Source organism: Gordonia sp. SMJS1 (genome assembly GCF_029866425.1).
Lineage (GTDB): Bacteria > Actinomycetota > Actinomycetes > Mycobacteriales > Mycobacteriaceae > Gordonia > Gordonia hongkongensis.
In genome coordinates this window covers 5,219,845-5,236,396 of record NZ_CP123381.1, presented here as the reverse complement: position 1 = coordinate 5,236,396, position 16,552 = coordinate 5,219,845, and the positions used below count along the sequence as shown (strand labels likewise).

The window sequence follows — 16,552 nt, the reverse complement described above, 5'->3', positions numbered from 1 at the left end:
ACATCATGGCAATCCGTAACGAGGAGATCGGGGATCTCGTTCTGGATGCGGCACGGAGCTGTCTGCTGCGTAGCGGCGGACGCAAGGTGACTGTCTCCGAGGTGGCCCGACAAGCAGGTGTCAGTCGACCGACGGTGTACCGCCGGTGGCCCGACATCAACGAGATCATCCGCGGGCTGTTGACCCGCGAGGTCCTGGGAGTCGTCGAGGACGCGATCGGCGGACGAGGCGAACCCGCCGATCTGGATGCGCTGGTCGATCGGGTGGTCGCGGTCGTCGGCGCGCTCCGCGACGACGAACTGATCGCCTCGCTGTGGCGCGAGCAGCGAGACTTCATGGCGCCGTACGTCTTCGAGCGTCTCGGTACGAGTCAGCAAGGGGCGCTCGCGATTCTCTCGGACATGCTGTCGCAGGCCCAGGAACGGCGCCACGTCCGGGCGGGTGACGCCAAACGGATGGCGGCGATGGTGCTGCTGATCGCGCAGTCGTTCCTCCAGTCCGGGGCACTGGTCTCCGACATCATCGCCGAGGGCTGGAGCACCGAGTTGCACGAGATGCTGGCCGGGTATCTGCGTCCGGCCGGCGCGGGCGTCGACGGATGACGTCGTGAGCGCCGGTCCCGCGGTGCGACTCTGATGGCGACCCTGTCCGCCGACACCCGCCGTCGTGCGCTCGACCGTCTGACGTCCGGCGATCCCCTGGATCTGCTGGTCATCGGCGGCGGTGTGACCGGCGCCGGGGTGGCGCTCGACGCCGCGACCCGTGGCCTGCGCGTCGCGCTCGTCGAGAAGGACGACCTCGCGGCCGGAACCTCGCGCTGGAGCAGCAAACTCGTCCACGGTGGTCTCCGTTACCTGGCCAGGGGTGATCTGCGGATCGCGCGCGAAAGTGCCGTCGAACGTCATCATCTGATGACCGCCATCGCTCCGCATCTGATCGCTCCCCTCCGCCAGATCATCCCCGACCGTGGCGGCAGGCAGACCTCGATCATCCGGTTGGGCCTCCGCGCGGGAGATGTGCTCCGACGCAACGCCGGTACCCCCGACTCGCTGTTGCCGCCGCCGACCCGGGTGTCGGCGCTGGAGACCCTCGCCCGCTTCCCGGCGGTGTCGCCCCACGGTCTGCGCGGCGGTATCTCCACCGCCGACGGTCAGCTCGTCGACGACGCTCGGCTCGTCGTCGCCCTCGCACGTACGGCGGCTGGCTACGGCGCATCCGTCTGCACCCGGGTGCGGGCCGAGCGCGTGGACGGCCGCGGGGCCTCCCTCACCGATCAGTTGACCGGTGAGAGCTTCGACGTCGGTGCGCGGATGGTCGTCAACGCCACCGGCGTCTGGTCCGGCGGCATCGATGATGCCCTCGCCGTACATCCCAGTCGCGGAACGCATCTCGTCGTCGACGCGGCGCGGTTGGGATTCCCCGACGCCGCGCTGATGACCCCGCTCGGCACCTCGGTGTCGCGGTTCGTTTTCGTGATCCCCGCGCAGCTGGGGCGCGTCTACGTCGGCCTCACCGATGTCGCGGCGCCGGGGCCGATCCCAGACGTCCCGATGCCGGACGAGTCGGAGATCGACTTCCTGCTCGACGCCGTGAATCCCGCTCTCGCACGACCGTTGGATCGCTCGGACATCATCGGCACGTTCGCGGGTCTGCGACCGTTGGTCGACACCCGCGGCGGCGGCCGCGACTCCGAGGCCCTCGCCGACGTCTCGCGGCAGCACCACGTCGGCGTCCGCGGCGATGGTCTCGTCAACGTCCTCGGCGGCAAGCTCACCACCTACCGGCGCATGGCCCAGGACGCCGTCGACGCCGCGCTCGCGACCACCGACCTCACCGCCGGGGACTGTGTCACGACCACGACCCCGCTGGTCGGAGCCCTGCGGAGTCCGCGCGAGCAGGGATTGCCGGCTTCGCTCGTGCAGCGGTTCGGCGGGGAGGCGCCGGCGGTGGTGGACGCCGCCGTTCTCCCCGGTCCCCTGGATCCGATCGTCCCCGGCATCGATGTCACCCGCGCCGAAATGGAGTTCGCGATCACGCACGAGGGTGCCCTCGACGCCGACGACATCCTGCACCGGCGCACGCGGATCGGCCTCGTGCGAGTCGACGCCGACGCGGCACGGCCGGAGATCGAGGCGATCATCGGCGAACTCCTGGGGTGAGGCGGCCTGGTCAGTACCCCATGGTGCGCAGGGCGTCTGCGACGCGGTCGAGTTCGGACCGGCGTACGTCGAGGTGCGGGCTGATCCGGAGCACCGGATGCTCGGTCGCCAGCGGGGCGCGCCAGGTGTCCGCGGCGGTGACCAGGACACCGAGTGACAGCAGTTTGTCGCGGGCCGCGGCGACGTCGTCGAACTGCCATCCGGGCGGCGGTGCGAGGGTGATGATCGCCGACGGCTCGTCGAGCGGTTCGAGGACCTCCCAGCTCGCGATGCCGTGGAGTCGTTCGCGGGTGACCCGGCCGATCTTCGCGAGTTCGCGGAAGACGCGCTGCTGGCCGATCTCGAGCAACTCGCGGACCGCGACACCGAGTCCGAGGCGCCCGGCGATGAATGCCTCGGAACCGTCGATTCGTACCGGCCGCAACGAGTCTCGACGCACCGCGACGAACCCGACGCCACGCGGGCCGGTGAGCCACTTGCGGCTGGTGCCGTAGACGACGTCGGCACCGGTGACGGTGGGGACGTGACCGACCGACTGCGCCATGTCCACCACGACGGGCACACCGGCCCGATGCGCGAGTTCGACGATCCGCGTGACCGGCTGCACCACACCGGACATCGAGCCGATGTGGCAGACGTGGATGAAGTCGGGCTGCTCGAACTGCAGCATGTTCTCGAGCGCGTCGGTGTCGACGTGACCGTAGACGTCCCCGTCGGGCATGGTCCGTACCGCGTACCCGCGGCGCTCGAACTCCTCGAGGTTGGGGCCGAATTCGTTCTTCGCCACCCACACGGTCGATGTGACGGGCAGGCTCCAGTTGGTGAGGAGGGCGCGCAGAGCGGCGCGGGCGCTCTCACGGAAGACCACCTCGTCGCCGGTGTGTCCGATCAGGGCAGCGAGATTCCTTGTGTCGCGCGCGATCTCCTCGGCGCGGTCGTCGGCGGCGACATACGACCCGCGTTCGGTCTCCCGCCAGAGGTGCGCGGTCATCGCGCCGATCAGTGCGTAGGACGAGCGGCCCGCCGAAGCAGAGTCGAGGTGTGCCAGGGCTGGTTCGACCCGGGCCGCATGCCACTGCTCGCCGAGATCGCTGACGTACATGGGCCACAACCTACCGGGTGGTCGAGGTGTCCACACCCATCGGGAACCGCACAGCGGGAACCCGGGCGCTGGGAGCCGATCGATGGGAACCGGATTGGGCCCCGCTGCGTCCAAGACCTCATGGACCCGGCGATCGAGTACTTCTTCGGGACCGGCGACGGTCCGACGACGCGCTGGTCCGGGACCGCCGACCTCGCGCTCGGGGATCCGCGGTCCGATGTCCTGGACGCGATCGGGCTCGACTTCGACGGCGACGGCCGTCGCGATGACGCGATGTGGGACACCGACGCCGACGGTGTCGCCGACGTCGCCGCGCTCGACACCGACGACGACGGCGAGCCCGACGCCTTCTACCGCGACTCCGGTGCCGGTCTGTGGGACCGGCCCGTCGCGCGAGCCGACCTCGTCGGCGAACAACTACCGCGGCGCGACGTCCCCGAGCGGACTCCGCAACCCCCGCCGGCGCGGGTCACCCGGGTCGACCTCGACGACGACGGCGACCCCGACGTCGAGATCGTCGGCGCCGACCGGGGCGGCCGGATCGTCGGCGAACGACTCTACGTCGACTCCGACGGGGACGGCAGCCACGATGTGATGCTGGTGGACCTGGATGCGAACGGCGTGGCCGACGCCGCCTACGACAACCGGGACCCGCGGTTCACGCGGCGGGGTCGGTGACGGTGTGCCGCAGCGTCGTGGGCTCGGCGGACCAGTGCCCACGCGGATGCAGGAGGCGCACCACGAGCATTCCGAGCAGGTACAGCACCACCCCGAGCACGACGAGCCCGACCGCCCGGCCGTCGTCGGGGATCGCGAGCGCCGCGACGGTCACCGCACCCACGTAGGCGATGTTGAACACCGCGTCCTGCACCGAGAACACCTGTCCACGCACCGCGTCGTCCACGTCGACCTGCATCGCCACGTCGCCACACAGCTTGGCGATCTGGCCGATGAGTCCGAGTACGAACGCCGACCCGCAGATCACCGCGAATTCGAAGCTGAGCACGGACAGCTCGGCGAACGCGCCGACGGCCAGTGCGGCGAGCAGCGTCACGTACCGGCCCACCCGTGCCACCGCGATCGGCGTGATGACCGCGGCGAGAAGCGCCCCCGCGCCGGTGAAACCGATGACCACGCTGACGCGGTCGACCCCGTCGCCGGGACCCATCTGGCGCGTCAGCACCAGGATCATCAGCGTGTTCATCCCGAAGACCAGCCGGTGGGCCCCGATCGCCGACAACGCGGCGGCCACGGTCTTGTGGTGGACGACGGCGCGGGCACCGTGCCAGAGTCCGACCGAGACCGCGTGCACGGCCGAACGACCAGGGTCGTCGGGCTCGTCGGGACCGAGTTGCAGCGGACGGAACCGATGCGCCAGCCCGCCGGAGACGACGGCCAGCACGATCCCGGCGATCATCGTGAGGGCACTGCCCACGTTGTCGTCGCCGAAGATCGCGCGGAGTCCCAGAGTGATGCCGAGACCGACGGTGAGCATCGCGCCGCCCAACGTGGTGAACAACGCATTGGTGGCGACCAGCACCTCACGCCGCGCGACGTGCGGCAGTCCGGCCGACAGTCCGGCCGCCACGAACCGGCTCGCACCCGTCGCGGCGAGGGCGGAGATCAGCACCACGACATCAGGTGCGCCGGAGGCGACGGCCAGTGCGACGAGCCCGATGATCAGCCCGCGCAGCAGGTTCGCGTACAGGAGGACGTTGCGTCGATCCCAGTGGTCGAGCAACGCGCCCGCGAACGGGCCGATGAGCGAATACGGCAGCAGCAGCACCGCGAGGCCACCGGCCACCGCGAGCGGATCCGCATGGCGCTCGGGGTTGAACAGGATGCTGCCGACCAGCGCGGCCTGGAAGATCCCGTCGGTGATCTGACTGGACAACCGGACCGACAACAACCGGCCTAGTCCCGGCGAGGAACGGAGGGAGTGGACGAACACCGACCACCCGCGTTGGTCACGGGTCACCTGGGTGCTGTTCACCGATCCAGCCTACCGAGCTGACGATGGACGTCGTCGGCCACGGACGTGCGATGATGGTCGGGTGGCCGGAGGTGAAGACGCAGACGATCCCACACCGGAATCCCGCCCCGGAGAACACTCGGCGGACAGCGGTGGTGGTGCGCGTATGCCCGGCGTCCCCTGGGATGCCGACCCCACGCCGCGGGTGCGCCCGGGCACCGCGCTGATCGCCTCGACCGATCTCATCGAACCCACCTTCGCCCGAACCGTCATCTACGTCATCGAGCACAACGAGTCGGGCAGTCTCGGGGTCATCCTCAACCGGATGAGCCAGACCGCCGTGCACAACCTCCTGCCGCAGTGGACCGACATCGCAGCCTCGCCGCGCGCCCTCTATGTGGGCGGGCCGGTGAACCAGGAGGCGGCGCTGTGCCTGGGGGTGGTGAAACCCGGCATCGACATCGACGACGTGCCCGCCCTGCGTCCGGTCGACGGCCGGGTCGTCCTGGTCGATCTCGACGCCGACCCCGAGCCCCTCGCCGAGGTCCTCGAGGGTGTCCGGATCTTCGCGGGCTACAGCGGATGGGGCATCGGGCAACTCGACGATGAGCTCGACCAGTTCAGCTGGATGGTCGCCTCGGCACTCCCCCGCGACCTGCTCGCGCCGCCGGCATCGGACGTGTGGTTCGACGTCCTGCGCAGGCAGGCCTGGCCGAAACCTCTCCTCGCGACCCACCCGATCGATCTCAGCGTGAACTGAGTCCGTCCGTCCGGACGGTGATGCTGAGCATTGCCTGAGACACCCGGTGATCCACGTCACCCGCGGGGTGTTAGGTTGTGGACGCTTGATCAATTTTTCGCTGGACAAACCGTGAATTGTTCCAGCGCATGACATGCGGGGGTGTGCATGAGCGGGTCGAAGAGTGCGCGGGTTCTGGCCGGGGTGATCCTCGCGGTGGTCGCGCTGGTGGCGCCCATCGCCGTGGCGGGCGCTGCCCCGGTCGGACCCACCGGCGGCGCCGACGGGGCGCGATGGGCGGCGAGCCACGACGGCCCGCAACCCTATGCCGGCGTCAATGTCACCTGGGATGTGCCGATCCGGATGAGCGACGGCACGGTTCTCCGGGCCAACGTGTACCGCCCGGCCGACGCTCGCGAGCGTCCCACGTCGACGAAGACGCCGGTCATCGTCAACATGACGCCCTACACCAAGCTCATCACCACCGTCGGTTCCGCGGTGATGCAGAACCCGGTGCTCGAGCCCTACCTGCTGCAGATCGCGCGGTCGATCAACCTGTCCGGCACCCCCATCGACGGCATCAACGACATCGCGCACACCATCCGCGACGGCGGCGCGAAGACCTTCCTCGTCGACTTCGATCTCGTGCGCAGCGGCTACACGCAGGTCGTCGTGGATGTGCGTGGCACCGGTTTCTCGCAGGGAGTCTGGGACGTCTTCCAGTCGCGGGAACAGCGCGACACCATCGAGGTCATCGACTGGGCGTCGAAGCAGCGGTGGTCCAACGGCAAGGTTGGGATGTCGGGTGTGTCGTACTCGGCGATCAACCAGATCCAGGCCGCGAACAAGAACCCGAAGGCACTCAAGGCGATCTTCCCGGTCGAGCCGGGCGGCGACCTCATCCGCGACATCGTCGCGCCTGGCGGCGCTCTGGGTGTCGGCTTCCTCCCGCTGTGGCTGACGCTGGTCAACACCACCAAGATGATCCCGAACGTCGCGTCGATGCTGAACGGCACCTTCGACTGGAAGTGGTTGGCGGACCGGATCTCCGACCCGTTCACCTTCTACCCACAGCTGTTCGCCGCACTGCTCACCCCCGACATCCCGTCGGTGCCGCCGAACCTGAAGGCGTTGCTGGACAACGATTCCGAGCCGAGGTCGTCGTGGCTCGACCATGCCGACCGCATCACCACGCCGACGTTCATCTACGGCGGGTGGTTCGACCTCTTCACCAACAGTGAAGTCCGGATGTACAACAAGATCCCGCTGCCGCCGGGCCAGAAGCAACTCATCATGGGCGACGGTTATCACCTGACGATCGGCGGCGGCCAGGAGGGCAGGCGCAACACCCCACCCCGGTTGGACGTCTTGCAGAAGGCGTGGTTCGACAAGTGGCTCAAGGGAATCGACAACGGTGTCGACGCCTACGGGCCCGTCAACCTCAAGCAGGTCGGCGACTCGTGGATCACCGCGCAGCAGTTCCCGCGCGCCGGGATGGAACGCCAGCGGCTCTACCTCAGCGACCGGCGCAGCGGTACCGCGGCACATGCGGTCCGTGACGGCAGCCTGACCCCGGCCGCTCCCGCATCTCGTGCCCGGATGACCATCGCGCCCGGACTGGCACCGATGTGTTCACGCGACGCTGCGCAGCAACTGGCCGGTGCCCTCGCGATCTTCCCGTTCTGTGCCGACGACGCCCGCATCTCCGAGCGTGCCGCGTTGTCCTTCACCACTCCCCCGATGACCACGACGCGCAGCGTGTCCGGGTACGCCAACGTGCGGTTGAACACCGTGCTCGACGCCACCGACGGATACTGGACCGCCACCCTGAACGACGTCGCCCCCGACGGGACGTCGAAGGTCCTGACCTCCGGCCAGGTGATGGCGTCGTTGCGCGGATACGACGACGCGAGGTCGCAGTTCGCGCCCAACGGCGACGTCATCGATCCGTTCTACGAGCTCACGTTGGCGTCACGCCAGCGCGTCGTGCCGGGCCGCCCGGTGAGTGTCGACATCGGTCTGCTGCCGACCGAGGCACTCATCAAACCGGGCCACCGCCTGCGGATCGACGTGTTCGCGATGAACTTCCCGCGCGGTCTGCCGTTGCGTCCGCTGCTGAACGAGTCCGGACTCCGGCCGCAACACATCCAGCTCGACCCGAACCGGCCGAGCTTCGTGAACCTACCGTTGTCGACCCCGGTGGGACCCCCTGCTCCCTGAGGAGCGCCCGGAGCTTGCGGAGGGCGCGTCACGAAGGGTCTTCGCAACCCGACTCACCAGGACCCTTCGTGACGCTCGCAAGCTCGCTCCTCAGGGAGCGGGTGGTGACGCCCGCGAGCTCGCTCTCAGTATCTACGGCTTGGCGGTCGTGGACTACGAAGGAACCCGTTGTGTCGGAGCGGGCCCAACCTCCGCTCCCTGAGGAGGCCGGAGCTTGCGGAGGCCGTCACGAAGGGTCCTGGCGAGATGACGTCGCCAACCCTTCGAGGCCCGTCGACCTCGACGCGCTCCTTCGTCGCTTGCTCGACCCGGCGGCCAACGCTCCTCGCACCTCAGTATCTGCGGCCTGGCTGCCGTCGTGGGGTCGAAAGAACTGCATCGTTGCCGCCCTATCTTGAAGCGCAATCTCTGCCGAACTTGCGCTACTCGCGTGCACTGTGGCGCCGCATTCTCGTGACCGACGAACTCCAACTCGACTCCTAGACTTCGATCGAAGTCCATCGGTCGAGTTGAAGTCTGCCGGTCGCGGACCCGGCGCCCTCCGTTGTTATCTGCTCTACCCGCAGGCCGCTTTCCAGACCCGGAACCGCTGACCTGGCGTTCTCTCGGATCAGGGAGCCGGGGTGGGCGCCCCGGCCGCTTCGGCGTCGTCCGCCTCGCGTCCGTACCGGGTCGCCAACCACGAGCAGATCATGAGCTGGATCTGGTGGAAGATCATCAGCGGCAGCACGATGAGGCCGACGGTGGTGCCGGTGAACAGGACGGTCGCCATGGGCAGGCCGGTGGCCAGGCTCTTCTTGGTGCCGCAGAACTGGATGGCGATCGTGTCGGCGCGGTCGAAGCCGAGCCGCTTCGGGAGCCAGCCGGTGATCGCGAGCATCACGATGACGAGCAGCAGCGAGATGACGGTCACGGCGATCACCTGACCCACCTCCACCGACGACCAGATGCCCTGGACGACGCCTTCACTGAACGCGACGTAGACGACGAGCACGATGGCGCCGCGGTCGGCGAGCTTGGTGATCTTCGCGTGCCGGGTGAAGAACGGGCCGACCCACCGGCGGGCGAGCTGCCCGAGCAGGAACGGCACCAGGATCTGCGCGACGATCTTCAGGACCGACGTCGCGTCGATGCTGATGTCGCCGGCGTTCTGCATCAGCGCGACCACCAGCAGCGGGGTCAGGAAGACGCCGAGGATGTTCGACGTGGATGCGCTGACGATCGCCCCGGCGATGTTGCCTCTGGCCATCGAGGTGAAAGCGATCGATGACTGCACCGTCGACGGGACCAGGCATAGAAAGAGCAGTCCGGCATAGAGGTCTTCGCCGATCAACGGCTCGACGACCGGTTTCAGCGCCAGTCCCACGATCGGGAAGACGACGAACGTGAACGCGAGGATCGTGACGTGCAGTCGCCAGTGCCGGAGACCTTCGAGCGCCTCGCGTGGGTGCAGCCGTGTGCCGTACAGGAAAAACAGTGCGGCGATCGCGACGATCACCACCCAGTCGAGTGCCTCCGCCGCCGCGCCGCGAACCGGCAGGAATGCGGCCACCGCGACGGCGATGCAGATGGCCAGGATGAAGCCGTCGATCGGAGAACGATCGAGAAGCTTCTTGAGAGTACGCATGGATGTGCCCCGAGATCAGTGGTGTGAGACGACGCCGGCCGGCTCAGGCCTGGGCCGAGTCGCCTGCGCAGACGCCGCGCAACGAGCAGGCACCGCAGCTGCTGGTGCCGCAGTCGGCCGCCGGGTCCGAGGGGTTCTCGTCGGCGGCATGGCCGTGGGCGTCGCCGCCGGAACAGCAGGAACAGCCCTCGTCGTCGGCGGGTACGGCTGCAGCGGCGCGTACACCGATGCCGCTGACCAGTCCGACCACCACGAGCGCGGCCACCAGCGCGACGAGTCCGAAGCCCAGTGCCCACCCGCCCGGGACGGCAATGGTCGCGATGGCCCCCAGCGTGAGGATCACCGACGCGCCGAGGGTGCCCGGTCCGGCGATGCGGTTGGCGATGCGGAAAGCCTCGTCGGATCGCATGGTCTCCGCGGAGCGAACGCCGATCCAACGATTGCGCGGGAGGGTGCCGCGGAGTCCGCGGATTCCTACCACCGCCCAGAGTCCGGCCAGCACGAAGAGCAGTACGGCAACGGCGACGGACACGGCATTCACGACCCACAGCATACGACCGTGCGTCGTACCGAAGTGAATCGGCATCTGACGAGCCGGTGCCGCCCACGGCGGAGGCGACCGGATTGGGGGCGGCGACGGACAGGATTTACCCTGGTCGCGTGACTTCAGCCGAGAAGACGAGCGGCGACACCGCCGGCACGACCGCCCACCGCTACACGGCGGCGGTCGCCGGCGAGATCGAGCAGCGCTGGCAGCAGACCTGGTCCGACGAGCACGCCTACGAGGCGCCGAATCCCGTCGGGCCGCTCGCCGGTGACCTGTCCGCCTTCGGCGGCGGGGACGCCGACAAGCTCTTTGTGCAGGACATGTTCCCCTACCCGTCCGGCGCAGGCCTGCATGTCGGCCACCCGCTCGGCTTCATCGCGAGCGATGTCTTCGCGCGCTACCAGCGGATGACCGGCAAGAACGTGCTGCACACGATGGGCTTCGACTCGTTCGGGCTGCCCGCCGAGCAGTACGCGGTGCAGACCGGCACCCATCCGCGCGCCACCACCGAGCAGAACATCGAGCGCTACCTGGGCCAGATCCGACGGCTCGGGCTGGGCCACGACGAGCGCCGTCGGGTGGCCACCACGGACGTGGACTTCTACCGGTGGACACAGTGGATCTTCCTGCAGATCTACAACGCCTGGTACGACACCGACCAGGGCAAGGCTCGGCGCATCTCCGAGCTGGTCGACGAATTCGCTTCGGGTGCACGAGCATTGGGTGGAAAGCACGAGGGGCGCAGCTGGGCCGACCTCTCCCCCGCCGAGCGCACCGAGATCCTCGACGACCATCGCCTGGTGTACCTGAGTGATTCACTGGTCAACTGGTGCCCGGGGCTGGGCACCGTGCTGGCCAACGAGGAGGTCACCGCCGACGGCCGCAGCGACCGCGGCAACTACCCGGTGTTCCGGAAGCATCTGCGGCAGTGGATGATGCGGATCACCGCGTACTCCGACCGCTTGCTCGACGACCTGGATCTGCTGGACTGGCCGGAGAAGGTCAAGACCATGCAGCGCAACTGGATCGGACGCTCGCGCGGTGCGCAGGTGCGCTTCGACGTGCCCGGCGTCGGCGGCATCGAGGTGTTCACCACCCGTCCCGACACCCTGTTCGGCGCCACCTACATGGTTCTCGCGCCCGAGCATCCGCTCGTCGGCGACCTCATCACCGGAGCATGGCCCGAGGGCACCGATGATCGCTGGACCCGCGGCGGGGCCGACCCCGCGGCCGCGATCGCGGAGTACCGCGCGTCGATCGCCGCGAAGTCCGACCTCGAGCGCCAGGAGAACAAGGAGAAGACGGGCGTCTTCACCGGCAGCTTCGCCGTCAATCCCGTGAACGGAGAGCAGGTTCCGGTCTTCGTCGCCGACTACGTCCTCATGGGCTACGGCACCGGCGCGATCATGGCGGTCCCGGCCCACGACGCCCGCGACCATGAGTTCGCGACGGTGTTCGGACTGCCGATCCGCGAGGTGATCGGCTCCGACACCGACATCGCCACCGAGGCGTACGTGGGCGACGGTCCCCTGGTGAACTCCGGGTTCCTCGACGGTCGCAACGTCGAGGACGCGAAGGCGGCGATCGTCGAACGTCTCGAGGCCGACGGGGTGGGCACCGGGAGAATCCAATACAAGTTGCGCGACTGGCTGTTCGCCCGTCAGCGTTACTGGGGGGAACCCTTCCCGATCGTCTACGACGCCGCCGGTCAGCCCCATGCACTGCCGGAATCAATGCTGCCGGTGGAGCTCCCGGAGGTCGACGACTATGCGCCGGTGTCCTTCGACCCCGACGACGCGGACAGCGAGCCGTCGCCTCCGCTGGCGAAGGCCGCCGAGTGGATGACGGTGGAGCTCGACCTGGGCGACGGTGTGCAGACCTACACCCGGGACGCCAACGTGATGCCCCAGTGGGCGGGCAGTTCGTGGTACCAGCTGCGCTACATCGACCCCACCAACTCGGAAACCCTGTGCGCCAAGGAGAACGAGGCGTACTGGATGGGCCCCCGGCCGGCACTGCACGGCGAGAACGACCCGGGTGGTCTTGACCTCTACATCGGTGGTGTCGAGCACGCGGTACTGCACCTGCTGTACTCGCGGTTCTGGCACAAGGTCCTCTTCGACCTCGGATACGTCACGAGTCGCGAACCGTACCGAAAGCTGTTCAACCAGGGCATGATCCAGGCGTACGCCTACACCGACTCGCGCGGCATCTATGTGCCCGCCGAAGAGGTCACCGAAGAGAACGGCGAGTTCTTCTACAACGGTGAGAAGGTTCGCCGGGAGTACGGCAAGATGGGCAAGTCCCTGAAGAACTCGGTGGCGCCCGACGACATCTGCCGCGACTACGGTGCCGACACGCTGCGCGTCTACGAGATGTTCATGGGTCCGCTCGACCAGTCACGGCCGTGGGCCACCAAGGACGTGGTGGGGTCGCAGCGATTCCTGCAGCGCATCTGGCGACTCGTCGTCGACGAGGAGTCCGGTGCGCTGCGCGTCGCCGACACCGCGCTCGACGACGACACGAAACGGTTGCTGCACAAGACGATCGCCGGCGTCCGCGAGGACTACGACGCGTTGCGCAACAACACGGCGGTCGCCAAGCTCACGGTGCTGACCAACCACCTCACCAAGAACTTCGAGAAGACCGGCGCTCCGCGGGAGGCCGTCGAGGCGCTGGTGATCATGCTGGCTCCCCTGGCGCCGCACATCGCCGAGGAGCTGTGGCATCGGCTGGGTCGGAACACCCTGGTGGTGCGGACCGCATTCCCGGTCGCCGATGAGGAGTGGCTGGTCGAGGACACCGTCGAGATCCCGGTTCAGGTCAAGGGCAAGGTCCGCAGTCGGATCACCGTCCCGGCCGACGCCGACGAAGAGACCCTGCGTGCCGCCGCGCTCGCCGACGAGAAGATCGTCGCGCTCCTCGACGGCGCCGAACCCCGCAAGGTCATCGTGGTACCCGGTCGGATGGTGAACATCGTTCCCTGACGGCACCTCTCTGCTCTTTGATCCGAGAGGGCCGTACTCATGCTCCCCGCGTGGCTGGGTCGTGACCCCCTCTGCTCTGCTCCCCGCGTGGTTGGGTCGTGACCCCCTCTGTTCCCCGCGGGGCTCGGGCGTAACACCCCCCGCTCCCTGAGGAGCGAGCTTGCGAGCGTCACGAAGGGTCCTGGTGAGATGCCTGGCAGACCCTTCGTTACGCGCCCTCCGCAAGCTCCGGGCGCTCCTCAGGGAGCAATGGGGTGCGGTTCTCCCAGGTCAGAGGGCGGAGCGGTTGCCATCTACTTCGGCGGCAACTTCCGCGCGTAGTTCGAACCGATCGCAATCCAGCGGGAGAGCTGGCGGTCGGTGGCTATGCCGGCGTCGTCGACGCGTAGCCATCCCCGGAGCTCGCGTTCCGACATCACCATCGGCCGGGTGTGCGGGTACTCGAGGAGGCTCTCGGTCTCCTCGGGTGCGACGCGCACCATGATCCCGCCCTTGCCGCTGGCGGCGACGGCCATGTTGCCGTTGATCAGAAAGGCCAGCCCGCCGAACATGCGCTTCTCGTCGAGGCCGCACTCGGTCGCCAGCAGAGCACGGATGCGGTAGGCCAGTTCCTCGTCGTACGCCACCGGTCCACATTATTCGGCTTCGGTCACGAACCGGGACTTGGCAACGAACTTACTGCGCAGTAAGGTACTGCCATGGCGATCAACCTGGAGCTCCCGAAGAAGTTCGATTCGACGGTCGAGCGCACCCACATGGCTGCCGAGCACCTCTTCCGGCCGATCTCGCGCAAGTACGACCAGGCCGAGCACGAGTACCCGGTCGAACTCGACGAACTGGCGAAGCTCGCCAAGCAGAGTCGCTCCACGGAGAAGTCCGCCGACGCCGAGAAGTCCGCCTCCGACGCTCCGTCGGTGAACGGCGCGAACATGCGCGGCCTCCTGTCGGCTCTGGAGATGAGCTGGGGCGACGTGGGCCTGCTGCTCTCCATTCCCGGTCAGGGCCTGGGCAATGCCGCGATCGCGGCCGTGGCGAACCCCGAGCAGCTCGAACGCTTCGGCGACGTATGGGCGGCGATGGCCATCACCGAACCGAGCTTCGGTTCCGATTCGGCGGCGGTCTCCACGACCGCGACCCTCGATGGCGACGAGTACATCCTGAACGGCGAGAAGATCTTCGTGACCGCGGGATCGCGCGCCGACCACGTCGTCGTGTGGGCGACCATCGACAAGAGCGTCGGACGCGCGGCCATCAAGAGCTTCGTCGTGCCGATGACCACCGAGGGCGTCACCGTGGCCCGCCTCGAGCACAAGCTGGGCATCAAGGCCTCCGACACGGCCGTCATCCGGTTCGAGAACGCGCGGGTCCCCGCCGAGAACCTGCTCGGCTCGCCGGAGATCGACACCAAGAAGGCCTTCGGCGGGGTCATGCAGACCTTCGACAACACTCGTCCGGTGGTCGCCGCGATGGCCATCGGGCTCGGTCGCGCCTCCCTGGAGGAGCTGCGTCGGATGCTGGAGGAAGCGGGTCACGAGATCGACTACGACCGTCCCGCGTCGTCGCAGCACGCCACCGTCGCCGAGTTCATCCGCCTCGAATCCGATTGGGAGGCCTCGTGGTTGCACACGGTGCGGGCGGCGTGGATGGCAGACAACAAGCAGCCCAACTCGACCGAGGCATCGATGTCGAAGGCGAAAGCCGGTCGGACCGTCACCGACATCACCAACAAGACCGTCGAGATCGGTTCCACGGCAGGCTATTCCGAGACGTCACTGGTGGAGAAGTGGGCGCGTGACTCGAAGATCCTCGACATCTTCGAGGGCACACAGCAGATCCAGCAGCTGATCATCGCCCGGCGCATGTTGGGGAAGAGCTCGACCGATCTGACGTAGTCCGGGTGTCGTCGAACGTCCTCAGACCTGCGCGATGAGCCACGCCGCGATCGTCTCGGCATTGTCGCGGTCGGTGGCCACGCCCGCATGCCCGGTGAACCGGTCGGAATACGTGACGCGCACCCCGGCGCGCCGATAGGTCTGCACCAGACCGGACACCAGCGGTTGCGGCGACACGGTGTCGACGGTGCCCGAGTCGATGCGGACCGGTAGCCCTCGAGCAAAACGCAGACGGTCGACGTCGTTGTCGCGCAGCACTTTCAACAATGCGGCCTTCATCTCGTCGCCGCGCGGTCCCAGGAGCTGGGCCGGCGCGAGGCCGCCGAACGAGTCCGGTGAGGTCAGGTCGGCGTAGCAGCGGGCCTCGACCTGCGGACGGAGCCTGCTCGCCGCCGCGCTGAGCCCGCCGTTGGACATCAGCTCGTCGAACTCGGGATCGGCTGCGGCCGCGCCATATCCGATGAGAGCGGCCAATCCCATCAGTTCGTTGATCGCGGGACCGGACACCGGAACGTGGGACGCCCCATCGAGGAGCGCGGCCACCTGCGTCGGCGGTGCGAGTGCCGACACCGCGCGGAGTCGGAGGTCACCCCATTCCGATGACGGCCGCGCCGCGGCGGCCAAGGCGGCGACGGCGCCCTCGGAATGCCCGGCCACGACGACGTCGCGGCCGATCCGTCGGTCGTGATCCGCGACGGCCAGCGCCATGTCGACCGTCGATCGCGCCAGCGAGTCGCCGATGAGATACGGGTGCGGCCCGGGCCCGCCGATGCCCTCGAAGTCGGGCCGCGCCACGGCGAATCCGGCGTCGAGCAACCGGCCGACGATGCCGTCACCTGACGTCATGCGGGGAAGTTCGGAATGACCGGCCCGGGCTCGCGACGGCGCGCATCGGTCTGCAGCGCCGACCGTCATGTGATTCCACACGGCGAGCGGCCAACCCCCGGCGGGCGGCCGCGTCGACGGTGTGAGCAGCGTGCCGGTCATCTCCGTCGGGAGACCGCGGATGGACGTCGAGCTGTATCGCACGCGCAATGTCGAACCCGCTTGGGGGAGTGCGATGACCGGGTCCGTCACGGTCTCGGAGTCGACGATGCGCGGGACCACGTGAACACCGGCCGGCGAATCCGGCCCCGGACCTCCCGCCCTGGCGGGAGCTTGCACGGTCAGGGCCGTGGCGAAGGTCAACGCGACTCCGACGACTGCGGCGAGAAGCCGTCGGCCGCCGATCGATCTCTTGTCCTTCGCAAGCAGGGTAGGCAACGTCACCCGTAGCAGAGTAACCGGGATCCGGGTGCGCCGCGCCG

General features: G+C 68.3%; 13 protein-coding genes. 7 read left to right on the top strand and 6 right to left on the bottom strand.

Features of this window, described 5'->3' with window-relative positions:
- Positions 1 to 5 precede the first annotated feature (5 nt).
- Complete coding sequence (locus QAD21_RS23630; protein ID WP_065630859.1) at positions 6 to 602, top strand: TetR/AcrR family transcriptional regulator; 597 nt, start codon at positions 6 to 8, stop codon at positions 600 to 602.
- 33 nt (positions 603 to 635) lie between these two features.
- Positions 636 to 2,159 carry a glycerol-3-phosphate dehydrogenase/oxidase gene (locus QAD21_RS23625; RefSeq protein ID WP_165629314.1) on the top strand — a complete coding sequence of 508 codons (1,524 nt, stop codon included), beginning with the start codon at positions 636 to 638 and terminating at the stop codon, positions 2,157 to 2,159.
- Between the two features lie 10 nt (positions 2,160 to 2,169).
- On the opposite strand, the gene QAD21_RS23620 is transcribed toward QAD21_RS23625, so the two are convergent.
- Complete coding sequence (locus QAD21_RS23620) at positions 2,170 to 3,261, bottom strand: aminotransferase class V-fold PLP-dependent enzyme (protein ID WP_165629315.1); 1,092 nt, start codon at positions 3,259 to 3,261, stop codon at positions 2,170 to 2,172.
- A gap of 120 nt (positions 3,262 to 3,381) precedes the next feature.
- On the opposite strand from QAD21_RS23620, the gene QAD21_RS23615 reads away from it, so the two are divergent.
- Positions 3,382 to 3,939, top strand: a complete 558-nt coding sequence (locus QAD21_RS23615; RefSeq protein WP_165629316.1) for a hypothetical protein — start codon at positions 3,382 to 3,384, stop codon at positions 3,937 to 3,939.
- On the opposite strand, the gene QAD21_RS23610 is transcribed toward QAD21_RS23615, so the two are convergent.
- A complete protein-coding gene (locus QAD21_RS23610) occupies positions 3,920 to 5,254 on the bottom strand; it encodes an MFS transporter (RefSeq protein ID WP_165629317.1) in 1,335 nt (444 codons plus the stop codon). The genes QAD21_RS23615 and QAD21_RS23610 overlap by 20 nt on opposite strands.
- A 145-nt stretch (positions 5,255 to 5,399) precedes the next feature.
- On the opposite strand from QAD21_RS23610, the gene QAD21_RS23605 reads away from it, so the two are divergent.
- Together QAD21_RS23605 and QAD21_RS23600 are read left to right on the top strand one after the other, a co-directional pair.
- On the top strand, positions 5,400 to 5,993 hold the full coding sequence (locus QAD21_RS23605) for a YqgE/AlgH family protein (protein WP_165629318.1): 594 nt from the start codon (positions 5,400 to 5,402) through the stop codon (positions 5,991 to 5,993).
- A gap of 147 nt (positions 5,994 to 6,140) precedes the next feature.
- The gene (locus QAD21_RS23600) at positions 6,141 to 8,192 is read left to right on the top strand and encodes a CocE/NonD family hydrolase (protein WP_165629319.1); all 2,052 of its coding nucleotides are present in this window, start codon (positions 6,141 to 6,143) and stop codon (positions 8,190 to 8,192) included.
- A 610-nt stretch (positions 8,193 to 8,802) separates the two neighbouring features.
- On the opposite strand, the gene QAD21_RS23595 is transcribed toward QAD21_RS23600, so the two are convergent.
- Both QAD21_RS23595 and QAD21_RS23590 read right to left on the bottom strand, forming a co-directional pair.
- The gene (locus QAD21_RS23595; protein WP_280360318.1) at positions 8,803 to 9,819 is read right to left on the bottom strand and encodes a bile acid:sodium symporter family protein; all 1,017 of its coding nucleotides are present in this window, start codon (positions 9,817 to 9,819) and stop codon (positions 8,803 to 8,805) included.
- Between the two features lie 43 nt (positions 9,820 to 9,862).
- Positions 9,863 to 10,372, bottom strand: coding sequence for an SdpI family protein (locus QAD21_RS23590; protein ID WP_165629321.1), 510 nt, complete (start codon positions 10,370 to 10,372; stop codon positions 9,863 to 9,865).
- Positions 10,373 to 10,479: 107 nt separating this feature from the next.
- Between QAD21_RS23590 and leuS the strand changes: the two genes are divergently transcribed.
- Positions 10,480 to 13,353 (top strand): leucine--tRNA ligase, encoded by a 2,874-nt coding sequence (leuS, locus tag QAD21_RS23585; RefSeq protein WP_165629322.1) that lies wholly within the window; start codon positions 10,480 to 10,482, stop codon positions 13,351 to 13,353.
- 293 nt (positions 13,354 to 13,646) lie between these two features.
- Here leuS and QAD21_RS23580 read toward each other — a convergent pair whose 3' ends face one another.
- Positions 13,647 to 13,979, bottom strand: coding sequence for a TfoX/Sxy family protein (locus QAD21_RS23580; protein ID WP_065630869.1), 333 nt, complete (start codon positions 13,977 to 13,979; stop codon positions 13,647 to 13,649).
- A gap of 72 nt (positions 13,980 to 14,051) precedes the next feature.
- Here QAD21_RS23580 and QAD21_RS23575 point away from each other — a divergent pair, with 72 nt between their 5' ends.
- Entirely contained in the window at positions 14,052 to 15,245 is a 1,194-nt protein-coding gene (locus tag QAD21_RS23575) for an acyl-CoA dehydrogenase family protein (protein ID WP_058253755.1), read from the top strand.
- A gap of 21 nt (positions 15,246 to 15,266) precedes the next feature.
- Here QAD21_RS23575 and QAD21_RS23570 read toward each other — a convergent pair whose 3' ends face one another.
- A complete protein-coding gene (locus QAD21_RS23570) occupies positions 15,267 to 16,514 on the bottom strand; it encodes a lipase family protein (RefSeq protein ID WP_223258850.1) in 1,248 nt (415 codons plus the stop codon).
- Between the last annotated feature and the right edge of the window lie 38 nt (positions 16,515 to 16,552).

Coding starts and splice junctions, on each gene's coding strand:
- QAD21_RS23630 (WP_065630859.1), top strand. CDS start 6: ATGGCAATCCGTAACGAGGAGATCGGGGATCTCGTTCTGGATGCGGCA.
- QAD21_RS23625 (WP_165629314.1), top strand. CDS start 636: ATGGCGACCCTGTCCGCCGACACCCGCCGTCGTGCGCTCGACCGTCTG.
- QAD21_RS23620 (WP_165629315.1), bottom strand. CDS start 3,261: ATGTACGTCAGCGATCTCGGCGAGCAGTGGCATGCGGCCCGGGTCGAA.
- QAD21_RS23615 (WP_165629316.1), top strand. CDS start 3,382: ATGGACCCGGCGATCGAGTACTTCTTCGGGACCGGCGACGGTCCGACG.
- QAD21_RS23605 (WP_165629318.1), top strand. CDS start 5,400: ATGCCCGGCGTCCCCTGGGATGCCGACCCCACGCCGCGGGTGCGCCCG.
- QAD21_RS23600 (WP_165629319.1), top strand. CDS start 6,141: ATGAGCGGGTCGAAGAGTGCGCGGGTTCTGGCCGGGGTGATCCTCGCG.
- QAD21_RS23595 (WP_280360318.1), bottom strand. CDS start 9,819: ATGCGTACTCTCAAGAAGCTTCTCGATCGTTCTCCGATCGACGGCTTC.
- QAD21_RS23590 (WP_165629321.1), bottom strand. CDS start 10,372: ATGCTGTGGGTCGTGAATGCCGTGTCCGTCGCCGTTGCCGTACTGCTC.
- QAD21_RS23575 (WP_058253755.1), top strand. CDS start 14,052: ATGGCGATCAACCTGGAGCTCCCGAAGAAGTTCGATTCGACGGTCGAG.